Here is a 15,927-nt window from a genome sequence, read left to right on the forward strand (position 1 = left end):
TAGTGACAATTAATTGAATTTTACCTATAACAGATGGCCTATGACACGATATGAACAGCTAGCACAGCAAATCCGGGCGCAAATACAATCGAAGGTCTGGCAGGCGGGCGATAAGCTCCCTTCGCTGCGAGAAAGTTGTAAGCAGTCAGGGCTAAGCCTGATGACGGTGGTGCAATCGTATCAGTTGTTGGAAAGCCAAGGGTGGATCGTCGCCCGTCCGCAATCGGGCTACTACGTGGCCTCACGGCCTACACAGTTACCGCAATCACAACGGGGTAATAAGCTCCATCTGGATGAACAGGTTGATATCAATACCTTTATTTTTAATGTGTTACAGGCAGGGAAAGATCCGGCAATTATGCCGTTCGGTTCAGCATTTCCTGATCCGAGCTTATTGTTACAACCGCGTTTGTCACGGGCGTTGGCCAGCGTCGCTCGTAAGATCTCGCCACAAAGTTCTGTAACGAATTTGCCTCCGGGTAATGAAAGTTTACGGCGTAATATTGCACAACGTTATGCTGCCTGCGGGATGAATGTATCACCTGAGGAAATTGTGATTACCGCGGGGGCGATGGAATCACTGAGCCTTAGCTTGCAAGCAGTGACACAGCCCGGTGATTGGGTTGTCATTGAATCGCCAGCATTTTATGGTGCATTACAAGCGATTGAGCGCCTACGGCTTAAGGCTATTGCCATTACGACGGATCCTCAGCAAGGTATGGATTTGGATGCCCTTGAGCAGGTTATCAGCGAGTATCCGATAAAAGCGTGCTGGTTAATGCCCCATTTTCAAAACCCATTGGGGGCTACCATGTCGTGGTCACAGAAACAGCGACTAGTCACCCTGCTACAGCAGAATGCTATTTCACTGATTGAAGATGATGTGTATGGCGAACTGTATTTTGGTGCTGAACGCTTACTACCGGCAAAAGCGCTTGACCAGCATCGGCAGATTTTACATTGCTCCTCTTTCTCTAAATGCCTGGCACCGGGGTTCCGTGTGGGGTGGGTAGCCGCAGGTGAACATGCTCAGCGTATCCAACATTTACAGCTGATGAGCACCGTTTCGGCCAGTGTCCCGACCCAACTGGCGATTGCGGATTATCTTAGCCAAGGGGGATACGATACTCATCTACGCCGCTTGCGCCGGGTAATGGAACAGCGGATGAATACGTTGCATCAGGCAGTTGCCGAACACTTCCCCAAAAACGTAAAAATCAGCCACCCCGCGGGCGGTTATTTCTTATGGTTAGAATTGGAGCCACCCTTTAATGCCAGTGAACTGTATCGGCGAGCACTGGAGCAGGGGGTCAGCATTGCTCCTGGGAGAATGTTCACCACAGGGAATCAGTTTGATCATTGCTTTCGCCTTAATGCCTCCTTTACCTGGTCAGAACAAAGCGCAAAAGCGATTCGTATTTTGGCGCAGTTAATCTGCCAATTGACGAACGAACGTCGATAGCCGTAAAGGCCATCAATAAGTATCAGCACCAGCATCTTTGAACTGTTGACCCGGATGGCCCTTGATAATCGAGGCCACATCTTTATACCCTCTGCCAACCCGCCGTTTTTTCGCCCCCTCCGGTGCTATTACATGAATGTTATTAGATAAACGTTATTGCATAAATAGCTGACATCCATTCTCTATTTTCATTTTTTAAGCAGAAGAAATGCACTTGATTGAGGCATTCTCTGTACATTTATAGTGCAACAAAAAAGGATCTCGTTATTTTTATGTTGCAAAAATGTGACCTGTAAGAGCAAAAGACAAAATTATTATTAGTTGCATATAATTTCGCTATAAATACGTTAGCTCGCTAATTTCATCCCCTAAAAGGCAGTGTTAATGCGAGTATTATGCATATCTATTCAATTTAAATGCCTGTTTTAATGGGAAAAATACAATTTATTCACATTGTGGGCGGTGTGGTACGAAAGCTGCTATACACTTTATATCAGGTGAATATATTTCACTCATTATGGTTAACAGAATAAGCGCTTTTTGTTGGGGAGCTGAGATTCACCCTGATAATGAGTCCCTAAACCTAATATTTACGCTGATTAAAGGGGGCAATATGGAGCAGCCAATTCCTGTCACTCGTCAGTCCTTTGATGAATGGATCGTACCCACCTATGCGCCAGCAGATTTTATCGTGGTACGGGGTGAAGGGGCGATGTTGTGGGATCAACAAGGTAAATCGTATATCGATTTTGCGGGCGGTATCGCGGTAAATGCCTTGGGGCATGGGCACCCGGCAGTAAAGGCCGCATTGATTGAGCAGGCTGATAAAGTCTGGCATTTGGGCAATGGCTACACTAATGAGCCAGTATTACGTCTGGCGAAGCAGTTGATCGATGCCACCTTCGCAGAAAAAGTGTTTTTCTGTAATTCCGGTGCTGAGGCCAATGAGGCTGCTCTGAAACTGGCGCGCAAATATGCGCTGGATAATTTTGCCAATAAACCAGGCCAACAAGGTGAGAAGAACCAAATCGTGGCGTTTAGAAATGCGTTTCATGGCCGCACGTTGTTTACGGTTTCTGCGGGTGGGCAGCCTAAATACTCGCAAGATTTTGCTCCTCTGCCAGGTGGTATCCGCCACGGTATTTTTAATGACCTCTCTTCAGCGGAACAACTAATTTCCGATCAAACCTGCGCGGTTATTGTGGAACCCATTCAGGGTGAGGGCGGCGTGCTACCCGCAGATAAAGAGTTCTTGCACGGTTTGCGGGCGCTGTGCGATCGCCATAATGCACTGCTGATTTTTGATGAAGTACAAACCGGGGTGGGGCGTACCGGAGAACTCTACGCCTATATGCACTATGGGGTGTCCCCAGATGTGCTGACCAGTGCCAAAGCGTTGGGAGGCGGTTTTCCCATTGGCGCAATGCTGACTACCACAAAATATGCCAGTGCGCTCAGTGTCGGTAGCCATGGCACGACCTTCGGGGGGAACCCGCTGGCCTGTGCCGTCGCGGGCACCGTTCTGTCATTGATTAATCAACCTACGCTATTAGCCGGTGTTAAAGCACGCCACCAGTGGTTTATCGATGAACTGGCTGAAATCAATGCCCGGCATAACGTTTTCGCTGAAATCCGCGGGCGTGGTCTGCTGATCGGGTGTGTGCTCAATGCCCAATATGCGGGCAAATCTAAAGAGATTGTTCAGGCCGCCGCTCAATACGGGCTTATTGCCCTGATTGCTGGCCCTGACGTTGTACGCTTTGCTCCATCACTGATTATTTCGCTGCAGGAGATTAAAGAAGGCTTAGCTCGACTCGCCATGGGGATTGAACAGGTTTGTCAAAAAGTTACGTCGTAACGTTTATGCAGTAAACAAGGGACCTGAATATGATGAAAGTGCGCCCGGTAGAGCGCCACGATCTGGCTGATATCTTTGAACTGGCCGGAAAAACAGGCGTAGGCATGACCTCCCTACCACAAAATGAGCAACATCTCGCCGCCCGGATAGAACGGGCATTAAATACCTGGCAAGGCTCTTTGGATCCAGGCGAACAGGGCTATCTGTTTGTATTGGAAGATAGCGAACAGCAGAAAGTTGTTGGTGTCAGTGCCATTGAAGTCGCTGTTGGTCTGAACGACCCTTGGTATAACTTCCGCGTAGGGACCCTGGTGCACGCCTCCAAAGCACTCAATGTGTATAAATCGGTGCCGACACTGTTTTTGAGCAATGATCACACGGGGTATAGCGAACTGTGTACGCTGTTTCTCGATCCTGATTATCGTAAGGACAAAAATGGCCCTTTTTTATCAAAAGTGCGTTTTTTGTTTATTGCTGCGTTTCGCCAACATTTCTCCCGCAAAGTGATTGCAGAGATGCGCGGTTATACCGATGAGCAAGGCCGTTCACCCTTTTGGGAGAGTGTCGGCCGTCATTTTTTTTCTATTGAGTTTGCGAAAGCAGATTATCTCAGTGGTACGGGGCAGAAAGCCTTCATTGCTGAGTTGATGCCCAAACACCCGTTGTATGTGGATTTTCTGGCGGAAGAAGCCCGCGCTGTCATCGGTCAGGTTCATCCTCACACCGCGCCTGCCCGTGCAGTGTTAGAAACCGAGGGGCTGCAATATCAGGGGTACGTGGATATCTTTGATGGTGGGCCAACATTGGAAGCCAACACGGATGATGTGCGTGCGGTACGCGATAGCAGCAAGCGTACTGTCGTTATCGAGGATTACGATATCAAGGATTACGATATCGATCCCAACGGTCGGCTTTATCTCGTGGCTAACGACCATTATCACCATTTCCGCGCCATATTAATTAATACTCATCTCTCCGACGAACGGCTGCGTTTAACCCCCGAGAGTGCCGAGGCACTGGGGGTTGCTGCCGGTGATTCAGTTCGAATAGTGAGCCTCTTTGCCCCGGAGACAAAAAGATGAGCCAGCACGTCATGTTTAACGCGGTATTGTCTAGCCATCCGGCCCTGTTTATACAAGGTGAATGGCGCATCGGTAACGGTGTGTCTTTCGAAAAACAGGATCCTATGAGTCAGCAGCGGCTATGGCAGGCGCGTGCAGCAGACCATGCGGATGTGACTCTGGCCTGCCATGCCGCAAGAGCGGCTTTTCCGGCATGGGCACGAATTTCTCTTGAACAGCGGGCCACGGTGATACAGCAGTTTGCGGCCTTACTCGAACAGCATAAACAATCATTAGCGCGAACTATCAGTCTGGAAACCAGCAAGCCATATTGGGAGACGCTAACCGAGGTGCAGGCGATGATCGGCAAGGTGGCTATCTCTTTGCAAGCCTATCAAATCCGCACCGGCCATAGCCAAACCCCAATGGGGGACAGTATGTCAGTGCTACGTCATCGGCCTCATGGCGTATTAGCTGTCTTTGGCCCCTATAATTTTCCAGGCCATTTGCCCAATGGTCATATTGTCCCGGCCTTGCTTGCGGGGAATACCGTGGTGTTCAAACCCAGCGAGTTGACCCCATGGACCGCAGAAGAAACCGTCAAATTGTGGCAACAGGCCGGTATTCCTGACGGCGTGCTTAATTTGGTGCAGGGCGGGCGTGAAACGGGCGAGGCATTGGCTACCCAGCATGATATTGATGGCCTGCTGTTTACCGGCAGCGCCCATACCGGTTACCACTTACATCGTCAACTGGCGGGTCAACCGGAAAAAATGCTGGCGCTGGAAATGGGCGGTAACAATGCTCTGATCGTTGAACAGGTGAAAGACCGGGATGCAGTTGTCAATCTTGCCATTCAATCCGCCTTTATTTCCGCCGGCCAGCGCTGTACCTGTTCCCGTCGTTTGCTGGTTAAAACTGGGGCCGAGGGCGATGCTTTTTTACTGCGCTTTATCGCCATTGCGCAAGCACTGAGAATCGGCCGTTGGGACGAGCAACCGGCCCCCTTTATGGGCGCAGTTATTTCATCTCAGGCGGCAGAACGTATGTTAGCGGCTCAACAACATTTGCTGGCGTTAGGGGGGGAATCATTATTAAGCATGACTCGGCCAGATAGCCAAAATGCACTACTGACACCAGGTATTATTGATATTACCAATGTCAGCGAAGTACCAGACGAGGAGTATTTTGGCCCACTGGTCAGTGTGATCCGCTACACAGACTTTGCCGAGGCGCTGAAAATAGCCAATCAGACCCGATTTGGTCTGGCCGTCGGCTTGGTCTCTGAAGATCGCCAGCAATTTGAACAATTATTATTGGAAGCCCGGGCGGGGATTGTTAACTGGAACAAACCATTGACGGGAGCTTCCAGTGCTGCCCCCTTTGGCGGTGTCGGGGCATCGGGTAACCATCGGCCCAGCGCGTTTTATGCCGCAGATTACTGTGCGTGGCCTATGGCATCGCTGGAATGTGAGCACCTGACGTTACCCGCAACATTATCCCCCGGTATCTCTTTTGATTTGCCCAAAGCGTACTGAACCGTGTGTGGAGAAAATAATGGCAGGATATGAAGTTAACTTTGATGGATTGGTTGGGCTAACGCATCATTATGCGGGGTTATCCTTTGGTAATAAGGCATCAACCATGCATCAAAACCGTATTTCCAACCCTCGTTTGGCGGCGAAACAAGGGTTATTGAAGATGAAAGCCTTGGCGGACTTAGGCTACAAACAAGGGGTTCTTCCCCCTCATGAGCGGCCGGCTATAGGTGTATTACGCAGGCTAGGGTTCAGTGGTTCAGATGAACAGGTCTTAAGCAATGTTGCACGTAACGCACCACGTTTACTCTCGGCGGTGAGTTCCGCATCTTCCATGTGGACGGCCAATGCTGCAACGGTTTCACCGTCAGCTGATAGTGCTGATGGGCGGGTCCATTTTACCGTCGCTAATTTGCATAATAAGTTTCATCGGGCAATTGAGGCAGAGACAACCGCAATATTGTTACCCGCGGTGTTCAATAACCACCGTCACTTTGTTCATCACGATGCTTTACCCTCCGTTACGTTATTCGGAGATGAAGGGGCGGCGAACCATAATCGGCTGGGGGGGGAGTACGATAGCCCAGCAATCCAGATGTTTGTTTATGGTTGCCAAGGCATGGTGAGCGGGGCGGCTCCTGGCCGTTATCCCGCAAGGCAAACACGTGAAGCCAGCCAGGCGGTGGCACGGTTGCATCAGTTGGACCCCAAACGCACCTTGTTTGTGCAACAAAATCCAGCCGTGATCGGTCAAGGCGTCTTCCACAACGATGTGATCGCAGTCAGTAACCGCAACGTATTATTCCATCATGAGTTGGCTTTTTTATCGAATACACAGGTCATGGACGATATTCGCCGCAAAATGGCATGCTTGGAACAACAATTAGTCAATATTGAAGTGCCTGAAACCGAAGTTTCTGTTGCTGATGCCGTGTCAACCTATCTGTTTAATAGCCAATTATTGCATAAGGCTAATGGCAAAATGTTGCTGGTTATTCCGCAGGAGTCACAAGATAACCCCAGCGTATGGCGGTATTTGTCTGAGTTGGTCAGCGGTGATGGGCCGATTGATGAACTCCGTGTTTTTTCTCTGAGAGAGAGTATGCGTAATGGCGGTGGCCCGGCCTGTTTACGGTTGCGGGTGGTCTTGAATGATGCTGAGTTACAGGCAGTTAACAGCCGGGCGATGCTGTCACCAGCACTGTTTGTCACGTTGAATAATTGGGTCGATCAACATTATCGGGATCACCTAGAGTTTAAAGATTTGGCAGATCCGCACTTGTTACAAGAAGGGCGACAAGCATTGGATGAACTGACGCGAATCCTCAATCTGGGATCGGTGTATCCGTTCCAGCGCGATTAGCCTTTGTTGCGATTACCCTTTGCAGCTATTAGCCTTTGTTGCTATTAGCGAATGACAGAACGGGTCAGTGACTGAGCTTATCAGCTATAAAGTTCATCAGTTATAAAGCTTGTCAGTTATCGAACAAATAGATAGGAACGATAATGCTGGATTTTTTGGCGGTAACACTATCGGGTAACCCCCCACAAGTCATGCAGGGTGAAACAGTTAATCTGAGATGGCAATGGCTGGGTGAGGGGGTCTTGACACTGGTTCCGCGCCGCAGTTACACACAATCGGTGGTGATCTCTGCCGGTATCCACGGCAATGAAACGGCACCCATTGAAATTTTGCATCAATTAGTTACCGATTTGTTAGCGGGTCAATTGCCGCTGGGCGTTCGTCTGTTAGTGTTATTGGGAAACCCACCGGCTATCCGCAAAGGGAAGCGGTACCTCAGCGATGACATTAACCGTATGTTTGGTGGACGTTATCAGCACTATACACCCAGTGATGAGACGCGACGGGCTAGTACTCTGGAGCAACTGGTGGTGGCATTTTTCCAGGCAAGTAGCACATCGGAGCGCTTGCATTATGATTTACACACCGCAATTCGGGGGGCCTATCATACTCGCTTTGGTTTGTTACCCTATCAGCACACCCCTTATTCCGCAGCTATGTTTCGTTGGTTGCGGGACATCGAACTGGAGGCTCTGGTTATGCACACCTCTGCAGGAGGGACATTCACCCACTTCAGCAGTGAGCGCTGTCAGGCAGCCAGTTGTACGTTGGAGTTAGGCAAAGCATTACCTTTTGGTGAGAATCAATTATCACAATTCAGTGCGATCACCCAAGGATTACGTTCCTTAGCCAGTGATGGTGCCTTGCCTGCACGTACGACAGAGAACATGAAGTTCTATCGGGTTATTAAATCACTGCTTAGGCAACACCCTGATTTTAAACTACGGGTGGATGAGGATACGGTAAATTTCACCCGCTTCGCACAAGGCACTCTACTTACAGAACAACCCAATGATAACTATCGGGTTGAACATCCCTATGAGTGGATCTTGTTTCCAAATCCACAGGTTTCATTGGGATTGCGGGCTGGGATGATGTTGGTAGAAATGTGTGAAAGTGAATTACCGATTGCATGAGCTTGTTGGGGCGGCCAATACATATGTGGACGGTTCCCTGAAACTATACCCATACAAATAGTAATAATTAATCTAATTTCAAATGAATTTCTTTTATAGTTCGAAAATAACGAATTGTTAGAAAAGGCTACTTGTTTTTTTATTCATTTGGCTAATGAGTTTCATTGTTGTTTTCATCTGAATTTATGTGACGCATGTGAATTATCTACTGTTGGATAAAATATCATCGGCAGTGGTAATTAATGTATAAAAAAAACTGATGTTTTGTTTTTATATTGACGTGAAACATGAGTAAATATTAATTGTCAGTCTTTATGAAAATACTAAAAATAAAAACTTTACTTAGGAAAAACAAATGAGTAAGCATTTTTTGTTGCTTGTTATTTTAATTTAATCATCTAATGTGACAAACTAAGTTAATGGCTTTAAATTATTACGTTATATTCATCGTTATAACGTAAAAAACCAGGAAAAATCAGTTAATCAATTAAATAACAATGTGTTATGTTGTTTGTAATTTTTTATTACAATTACTTTGTTGCGTGAGATAACACTTATTTCTATTCGGTTTTTAATTGCACACACCTTAATGGTAATGTTTTTTTGCTTTGCAGATAGTTCTATACACAACAAAACTAAAATTTCATCATGAGATTAAACATTAACGAACTCTGAGGTTAGTGTTATAAAAATTAAAAGGAAAATAATAATGAAAAACATCGCGATGGCTTTGGCAGTCATGCTGGGTATAATCCCAGGCCTTTCAAGTGCGGCAGAAATTTATAATAAAGATGGCAATAAGCTGGATTTTTATGGTCGGGTTGCCGCGAAGTACCTATTTAAAAAACAAAGTAATGAAGATGCAACTTATGTACGTATTGGTTTCAAGGGCGAGACAAAAATAAATAGCGAGTTAACCGGTTTCGGTCAGTGGGAATATAATATTGCAGCAAACAACACAGAATCTCAGGGTGACAAGGGCAATAAAACCCGCTTGGGCTTTGCGGGCCTGAGGTTAGCTGATTACGGCTCTTTCGATTATGGCCGTAACTATGGCGTTGTCTATGACGTGCTGTCTTATACCGATATGTTGCCTGAATTCGGTGGTGATTCCATGGCGGCTACGGATAACTATATGACGGCCCGCTCGACTGGTCTGGCAACATACCGTAACAATAACTTCTTCGGACTTGTGGAAGGCTTGAAAGTTGCAGCTCAGTATCAGGGCCGTAACGAAGACGGTGATGCTACTAAAAATGAGCGTTCTATCCAAAAGGCCAATGGTGATGGTTTCGGTTTGTCTTTTAATTATCAAAACATTCAGAGCAGCGGCGTCAGTTTTGCGGGCGCATACTCGTCGTCTAATCGTACCGAGGGCCAGAAAGAATTAGCGAACAGTGCCACTGGTGACAAAGCTCAAGCTTGGGCTACTGGGCTAAAATACGATGCCAATCAGGCATATATTGCAGCAATATATGGCGAAACACTGAATATGACGCCGTACAAAAAACTGATCGCGAACAAAACCCAAAACGTAGAGTTGGTCGCTCAATATCAGTTTGAGAATGGTATTCGCCCGTCTCTTGCCTATATACAATCTAAAGGCAAGGATCTAGCGGGGGTCGGGGATACTGATCTGGTGAAATATGCAGAAATCGGTGTGACTTACTATTTCAACAAGAACATGTTCACCTATGTTGATTATAAGATTAACTTATTGGATAACGATAAGAACCCATTAGGCTTGAATACAGATGATGTCGTCGCAGTAAACCTGACTTACCGGTTCTAAGCAGTAGAACTAAGTCGTTATGAATATTGGTGTTATTACCCTTTTCTGTGTCGGAAACAGGTGAAATAGAAAGATAGAAAGGCGGGGGAAACCCCGCCTTTGAGGTTATTGACAAAGTGCCCGCGACGGAGAGAACAGGCAGATCGTAAAGACGCCGTAAATACATCCATGTAGGCTCGAGCCGCGCCATCCTTGGCGCGGACGCTTTACTCCTCTGCCTATCCTCACCGTTCAAGATTGAGTCATCGGGGTTTGTCAGCAGTCTGAAAAGCGGGGGAAACCCCACCTTTTTACTGTGAACTTTAAACCACTTCATCGGGTGCTCATTGTTGGAGTGGTGTTGATCAGCATGAGAATCAGCCGTTCACACTTTGCCAAGTCAAGGCTGTAACATCTCTAACGTCAAGTAATCAAATAATAGGCGTGCTATCAACGGTAAGTTTGCTCACCCCACGTCAGCATGGTTGTGATGAACTGCTGGAGCAATTGCTGTAAATGAATGGCTCGATCAGGCCGATAAGCGTAAGGCTCACTCTCCGACATATAGTTTAACTGCGCTAATTCTAGTTGTACCGCATGGTGGTGGTTTTGTGGCAATCCATATGTGCGAGTGATATACCCGCCTTTAAAGCGGCCATTGAGTACGTGACTGAATGCCGTTTGACGCTGACAGCACGCAGTGAGCTGTTCAGTTAACGAAAGTGAGCAACTGGCATTGTCGTTAGTGCCTATGTTCAAATCAGGAAGTTGTCCATCAAACAACCGGGGAATAACGGAAGCAATAGAGTGTGCGTCTAGAAGCAGTGCATAGCCAAATTGCGCATTTAGTCTGGCAAGTTCCTGCTGAAGCCGCTGATGATAAGGCAGCCAGATATGCGTTAAGTAGGATTGCCGCTCATTCGGTGAAGGTATTTTACCTACTTCAAAACAAGCGCGCCCATCAAACAGTGTTTCGGGGAATAGCCCGGTGGTTGCAGTCGCATATAGTGGTTGATCATCTTGCGGGCGGTTAAGATCGACCACCAAGCGGGAATACTGGCCGATTAAGACACTGGCTCCCATCTCACGGGCAAAGTCATAGAGACGAGGAATATGCCAATCTGTATCGGATAAAGGGCGTGCTGCTGCCGTCAGGCCAGCTTCAACTGCGGGAGTAAGACGTGTACCTGCATGTGGAATGCTGATGAGTAAAGGCAGTTTTCCACCCTGAAAGTAGTAAGAGTTGGTTAAATTCATGGGCGTACTTCTCCTCGGAATACTACAGTGGCGGGTAATTGCCCCCCTAACCAATAAGCTAACTCGGCTGGGTGTGATAATGGCCAATGCACCCAGTTAGCCAGTTTCCCTGTCTCCAACGTGCCTTGAGTCTGTTGTACACCAAGAGCTTGAGCTGCGTGGCAAGTCACACCAGCCAATGCTTCTTCTGGTGTCATACGGAATAACGTGCAAGCCATATTGAGCATCAAGCGTAAAGAAAGTACCGGAGATGTTCCTGGGTTGGCATCACTGGCCAGTGCCATAGGGACCTTATACTGGCGGAACAGATCAACTGGGGGACATTGTGTTTCCCGCAATAGGTAATAGGCACCTGGTAGCAAGACTGCGACAGTGCTAGCATCTGCCATGGCTTGGACATCAGATTCGGTCGCGTACTCCAGATGGTCTGCCGATATCGCATGGAATTTAGCGGCCAGCGTCGCGCCACGGAGAGCAGAGAGCTGCTCTGCGTGTAGTTTGACAGGTAGTCCGGCTTTTTGTGCGGCTAAAAATACTCGCTCAACTTGAGCTGGTGAAAAAGCTAAATGTTCGCAAAATGCATCCACGGCATCGGCTAAGTTTTCATCTGCCACATGAGGGATAATGCTATTACATACGACATCAATATAATCATCAGGCTGCCCTATAAACTCTGGCGGTATTGCATGAGCGGCCAAACAAGTTGTTTTGACGTCAATAGGCAGTAACTCCCCCAATCGGCGGGCCACCCGCAACATTTTTATTTCACTTTCAAGATTAAGGCCATAGCCAGACTTAATCTCAACCGTGGTCACCCCTTCAGCAAGCAAGGGCTTCAGACGAAATAGGGCTTGTTCCAGTAGTTGCTGTTCGCTAGCTTGGCGTGTGGCTCTGACGGTTGAAATAATACCACCGCCATTAGCCGCGATTTCGGCATAGCTGACCCCGTTAAGGCGTTGCTCAAATTCATTACTACGATCACCGCCAAACACGAGGTGGGTGTGACAGTCAATCAATCCAGGGGTAATAATACCACCTTCAAATACGACCTGACGCGCAGCATGAATAGGCGGTAATTCGGCGTGTGGCCCAATCCAGACTATCTTATCGCCAGTGACAGCAATTGCCCCTTGTGGTATCAACTGATAGTTTCCCCCGCGCATCGTGACGATATCGGCCCCGTACCATAAGCTGTCACAGTGAGTTACTGATGCCATTTCGTTCCCCTTTCCCTTCTTAACTTGACGTTGCCGCGGTGTTAGCTGCACTCGTTACTCGGCCCATCCATGGGACTCACCTCTGCGAGGCCGCTGCAAGCAGCGTTCAAATCTGCTCCCGGTAGATTTGTCACCCGAATCATTTACTGGGTGAACGAAACCAACTTGTATATACAATCATGGACAACCTAGCCTATAAATTTACTATCAGCAAGATAGCGAATTCACAATTGCGTAACACTTCGCAGTTCTCGCAGAGAAATAAAATTGATCAGGACGTCACCGTACCTTGTGGGGTAAAACGACCATAGAGTTGATAACGAGGGCCTGGATAGAGCAATTGAGCGGCGGTGACGATGGCTTTTCCATACCAGGTTCTACGGCGGATCAACAAACAAGGTTCATGTTCACCCAGCGCCAGTAGTTGTCGCTCAATTGGGCTTGGCATTACGGCTTCGACGATGTGTTCACCTTCGGTGAGCGGGGCGGCTTGTGTCAGGTAGCTGTACGGAGTGATTTGGTTGAAATCCTGTTTCATATATTCGGGGGCGGTACTTGGGTTTACGCAACGGTTTTCAACCTGAACGGGGAAATCATTTTCATAGTGCACTATTTGTGAGTAGAACAGTTGTTGGCTAGGTTGGATGCCTAATGCGATGGCTTCTTCGGGGCTTGCAGGGCGAGCCTCCAGATGCAGAACTTTACTGCTATGACAGTGACCACGGGCGGCGATTTCATCGGCAATATTATGAACTTCAAGTAAGGCGCTGTGGGCTTTCGCTTCAGCAACGAAAGTACCGACACCTTGCATGCGGATAAGGAAACCTTCGTTGGTGAGTTCACGTAGAGCACGGTTGATCGTCATACGGCTGACCCCTAACGCGGTCACCAGTTCACTTTCTGATGGCACGCGCTGATGGGATTGCCAGGTCCCTGTTCTGATCTGGCGAATAATGGCCAATTTAACCCGCTGGTAAATTGGCGCAGGAATGTCGTCCATTGCTGCGCTCAATTGTAAAACCGTTGATTGTTCTGCCACGGCGTTAACCTCGTCAAATAAAATATTTATATGCTAAGTCTACGGTTGAATTTAGCGTATGTATATGTATATACAAGTAAGCGATTTAATTAATTGACGCAGCTGCTGAGTGCGTTTGACTCTGAACAAAAATATTGGGGTATCGCGATGCCAGTTTATTTTACCAAGCGTGCTTTTTTACCTGATGGATGGGCTACAGACGTGCAAATTGCGGTAGATGGGCAGGGGGATATACAGCGTATCAGCATTGGCAGTAGCAGCAGCGGTTGTCAGATTTTATCTGGGCCAATATTACCTGGTATGCCTAATCTGCACTCTCATGCTTTTCAGCGCATGATGTCGGGTCTGGCAGAAGTGGCCGGTGATCCACAAGATAGCTTTTGGACTTGGCGGGATCTCATGTATCGGCTGGTGCAACAACTGACACCGGAACAGGTTGGTATTATTGCCCGACAACTTTATATCGAAATGTTGAAAGGCGGGTATACCCAAGTCGCTGAATTTCACTATTTACATCATAGCCCTGATGGTTCCCCTTACAATGACCCTGGGGAAATGACGGCACAATTGAGTCAGGCGGCGCAAGACGCTGGGATCGGAATGACTTTATTGCCAGTGCTGTATAGCTACGCGGGATTTGGTGCTCAACCCGCACAGCAAGGTCAGAGCCGTTTTATTCAGGACACCGAGAGTTATCTTAGACAGCAGCAGGTTATCCGTCGGCAGTTGGCTAATCAGCCCTTACAAAATCAGGGTTTATGTTTCCACTCATTGCGTGCTGTTGAGTTAAGTCAAATGCAGCAGATTTTACACGCATCTGATAAACAGTTGCCGGTACATATTCATATAGCTGAACAGCAGAAAGAAGTTAACGATTGCTTGGCGTGGTGTGGCCAGCGTCCGGTTGCCTGGCTGTATGATCATTTACCGGTCGATAGCCGCTGGTGCCTTGTTCATGCGACACATTTAGATACGTCAGAATTGGTTATGTTAGCGGATAGTCAGGCTGTTGCCGGGTTGTGTCCAACGACAGAAGCTAATTTGGGCGATGGTATTTTTCCTGGTGTTGACTATATACATCATCAGGGCCGCTGGGGGATCGGTTCTGATAGCCACGTTTCGCTGGATGTTGTGGAAGAGCTACGTTGGTTGGAATATGGGCAACGCTTGCGTGATCAACGGCGTAACCGTTTGGCCTGCGAACAGCAACCCGCGGTGGCGGATCTATTGTACAGCCAAGCTTTAGCTGGAGGGCGTCAGGCTTGCGGGCGTCAAATTAGCCAGTTAGCCGTAGGTTACCGTGCTGATTGGTTAGTGCTCGATGGTGATGATCCTTATATTGCTGGGACAAGATCGGTATCTTTGTTGAATAGATGGTTATTTGCGGGGGGGAAATCGCAAATTCGAGATGTTTATGTGGCAGGCAGGGCGGTAATCGTGGATAGATATCATTCATTGCAACAGCAAAGTGCGCAAGCTTTTCTGAATGTACTAAAAGCCTGCCAATAGGAGGTCTGATGAGCTTTACCGTTTTTGATTTTGCCGGGCTGCCCATCAGCCGTTGGCGAAATGGTGGCGGCGAAACCCGTGAAATTGCGTGTTGGCCTGTCGGCGGTGATGACTTTGCATGGCGTGCCAGTATCGCAACGATTGAGCAGGATGGTCCGTTCTCACTTTACCCTGATATTGACCGTTCCATCACCTTACTTAACGGCGATGGCATCGTATTATCCAGCCCAGGATTAGGGGTACATAAACTCTCAAATCCTTTACAGACGTTTGCTTTCCCTGGAGACGTTCCCGTTAATGGCCGGTTATTGGGGGGGAGCAGTCAGGATTTCAATATTATGACGCGTCGTGGCTGCTGGCAGGCCATGGTCAGTTCTGTAAGCTCAGGTCAGCAATTACCCGCCTCCTACGGAGGATTGGTTTATGTCGTCAAAGGCGAGTGGCTTATCTGCCACACAGAAACACATCAGTTGAAGGCTCAACAAGGTTGCTGGTGGTTACCGACGATAAAAGCAGGGCAATTACAACCGCTTGCTGCCGATAGCTATTTGCTGTGGGTAACGTTAGTGCCAGGCCGCTAGAGCAGTAATTATCACAGTCGTTATAGCAACCTGGTATTTATTGTCAGTCATATTTTTATGATAAATCATGCTGTTATAGTTAACGCTGTGCTCACAAAGTGACATTGTGAGCATCAACCGAGTATGGGCTTCCTG

General features: G+C 47.9%; 12 protein-coding genes. 9 read left to right on the forward strand and 3 right to left on the reverse strand.

Going from position 1 to position 15,927, the window contains the following annotated elements:
• Window positions 1-40: 40 nt before the first annotated feature.
• From AC971_RS12565 to AC971_RS12595, 7 genes are all read left to right on the forward strand, one after another.
• Window positions 41-1,462, forward strand: coding sequence for an aminotransferase-like domain-containing protein (locus tag AC971_RS12565; RefSeq protein WP_025383704.1), 1,422 nt, complete (start codon window positions 41-43; stop codon window positions 1,460-1,462).
• 613 nt (window positions 1,463-2,075) lie between these two features.
• On the forward strand, window positions 2,076-3,320 hold the full coding sequence (locus AC971_RS12570; protein ID WP_025383705.1) for an aspartate aminotransferase family protein: 1,245 nt from the start codon (window positions 2,076-2,078) through the stop codon (window positions 3,318-3,320).
• Window positions 3,321-3,349: 29 nt separating this feature from the next.
• Window positions 3,350-4,402 (forward strand): arginine N-succinyltransferase, encoded by a 1,053-nt coding sequence (gene astA, locus AC971_RS12575; protein ID WP_025383706.1) that lies wholly within the window; start codon window positions 3,350-3,352, stop codon window positions 4,400-4,402.
• The gene (gene astD / locus AC971_RS12580) at window positions 4,399-5,919 is read left to right on the forward strand and encodes a succinylglutamate-semialdehyde dehydrogenase (protein WP_025383707.1); all 1,521 of its coding nucleotides are present in this window, start codon (window positions 4,399-4,401) and stop codon (window positions 5,917-5,919) included. The genes astA and astD overlap by 4 nt, the downstream gene beginning before the upstream one ends.
• A 19-nt stretch (window positions 5,920-5,938) precedes the next feature.
• Window positions 5,939-7,282 carry an N-succinylarginine dihydrolase gene (gene astB / locus AC971_RS12585; RefSeq protein WP_025383708.1) on the forward strand — a complete coding sequence of 448 codons (1,344 nt, stop codon included), beginning with the start codon at window positions 5,939-5,941 and terminating at the stop codon, window positions 7,280-7,282.
• Window positions 7,283-7,425: 143 nt separating this feature from the next.
• The gene (gene astE, locus AC971_RS12590) at window positions 7,426-8,418 is read left to right on the forward strand and encodes a succinylglutamate desuccinylase (protein ID WP_025383709.1); all 993 of its coding nucleotides are present in this window, start codon (window positions 7,426-7,428) and stop codon (window positions 8,416-8,418) included.
• 709 nt (window positions 8,419-9,127) lie between these two features.
• Window positions 9,128-10,210: a porin gene (locus tag AC971_RS12595; protein ID WP_025383710.1), complete on the forward strand. Its 1,083-nt coding sequence runs from the start codon at window positions 9,128-9,130 to the stop codon at window positions 10,208-10,210.
• A gap of 429 nt (window positions 10,211-10,639) precedes the next feature.
• Here the strand turns inward: AC971_RS12595 and hutG are convergent, their stop codons facing one another.
• From hutG to hutC, 3 genes are all read right to left on the reverse strand, one after another.
• Window positions 10,640-11,446 carry an N-formylglutamate deformylase gene (hutG, locus tag AC971_RS12600; RefSeq protein WP_025383711.1) on the reverse strand — a complete coding sequence of 269 codons (807 nt, stop codon included), beginning with the start codon at window positions 11,444-11,446 and terminating at the stop codon, window positions 10,640-10,642.
• On the reverse strand, window positions 11,443-12,663 hold the full coding sequence (gene hutI / locus AC971_RS12605) for an imidazolonepropionase (RefSeq protein ID WP_025383712.1): 1,221 nt from the start codon (window positions 12,661-12,663) through the stop codon (window positions 11,443-11,445). The genes hutG and hutI overlap by 4 nt, the downstream gene beginning before the upstream one ends.
• A gap of 271 nt (window positions 12,664-12,934) precedes the next feature.
• A complete protein-coding gene (gene hutC, locus AC971_RS12610; protein ID WP_025383713.1) occupies window positions 12,935-13,702 on the reverse strand; it encodes a histidine utilization repressor in 768 nt (255 codons plus the stop codon).
• A gap of 147 nt (window positions 13,703-13,849) precedes the next feature.
• On the opposite strand from hutC, the gene AC971_RS12615 reads away from it, so the two are divergent.
• Entirely contained in the window at window positions 13,850-15,211 is a 1,362-nt protein-coding gene (locus AC971_RS12615; protein ID WP_038402680.1) for a formimidoylglutamate deiminase, read from the forward strand.
• A gap of 8 nt (window positions 15,212-15,219) precedes the next feature.
• A complete protein-coding gene (locus AC971_RS12620) occupies window positions 15,220-15,792 on the forward strand; it encodes a HutD/Ves family protein (RefSeq protein ID WP_025383714.1) in 573 nt (190 codons plus the stop codon).
• The last annotated feature ends 135 nt before the right edge of the window (window positions 15,793-15,927 follow it).

Origin of the sequence: Yersinia similis, assembly GCF_001053095.1 — a bacterium.
In the GTDB taxonomy this organism is placed as follows: Bacteria; Pseudomonadota; Gammaproteobacteria; order Enterobacterales; family Enterobacteriaceae; genus Yersinia; species Yersinia similis.

Bases quoted from the DNA above. Each gene is read 5' to 3' on its own strand.
- AC971_RS12565 (WP_025383704.1), top strand. From the start codon at position 41: ATGACACGATATGAACAGCTAGCACAGCAAATCCGGGCGCAAATACAA.
- AC971_RS12570 (WP_025383705.1), top strand. From the start codon at position 2,076: ATGGAGCAGCCAATTCCTGTCACTCGTCAGTCCTTTGATGAATGGATC.
- astA (WP_025383706.1), top strand. From the start codon at position 3,350: ATGATGAAAGTGCGCCCGGTAGAGCGCCACGATCTGGCTGATATCTTT.
- astD (WP_025383707.1), top strand. From the start codon at position 4,399: ATGAGCCAGCACGTCATGTTTAACGCGGTATTGTCTAGCCATCCGGCC.
- astB (WP_025383708.1), top strand. From the start codon at position 5,939: ATGGCAGGATATGAAGTTAACTTTGATGGATTGGTTGGGCTAACGCAT.
- astE (WP_025383709.1), top strand. From the start codon at position 7,426: ATGCTGGATTTTTTGGCGGTAACACTATCGGGTAACCCCCCACAAGTC.
- AC971_RS12595 (WP_025383710.1), top strand. From the start codon at position 9,128: ATGAAAAACATCGCGATGGCTTTGGCAGTCATGCTGGGTATAATCCCA.
- hutG (WP_025383711.1), bottom strand. From the start codon at position 11,446: ATGAATTTAACCAACTCTTACTACTTTCAGGGTGGAAAACTGCCTTTA.
- hutI (WP_025383712.1), bottom strand. From the start codon at position 12,663: ATGGCATCAGTAACTCACTGTGACAGCTTATGGTACGGGGCCGATATC.
- AC971_RS12615 (WP_038402680.1), top strand. From the start codon at position 13,850: ATGCCAGTTTATTTTACCAAGCGTGCTTTTTTACCTGATGGATGGGCT.
- AC971_RS12620 (WP_025383714.1), top strand. From the start codon at position 15,220: ATGAGCTTTACCGTTTTTGATTTTGCCGGGCTGCCCATCAGCCGTTGG.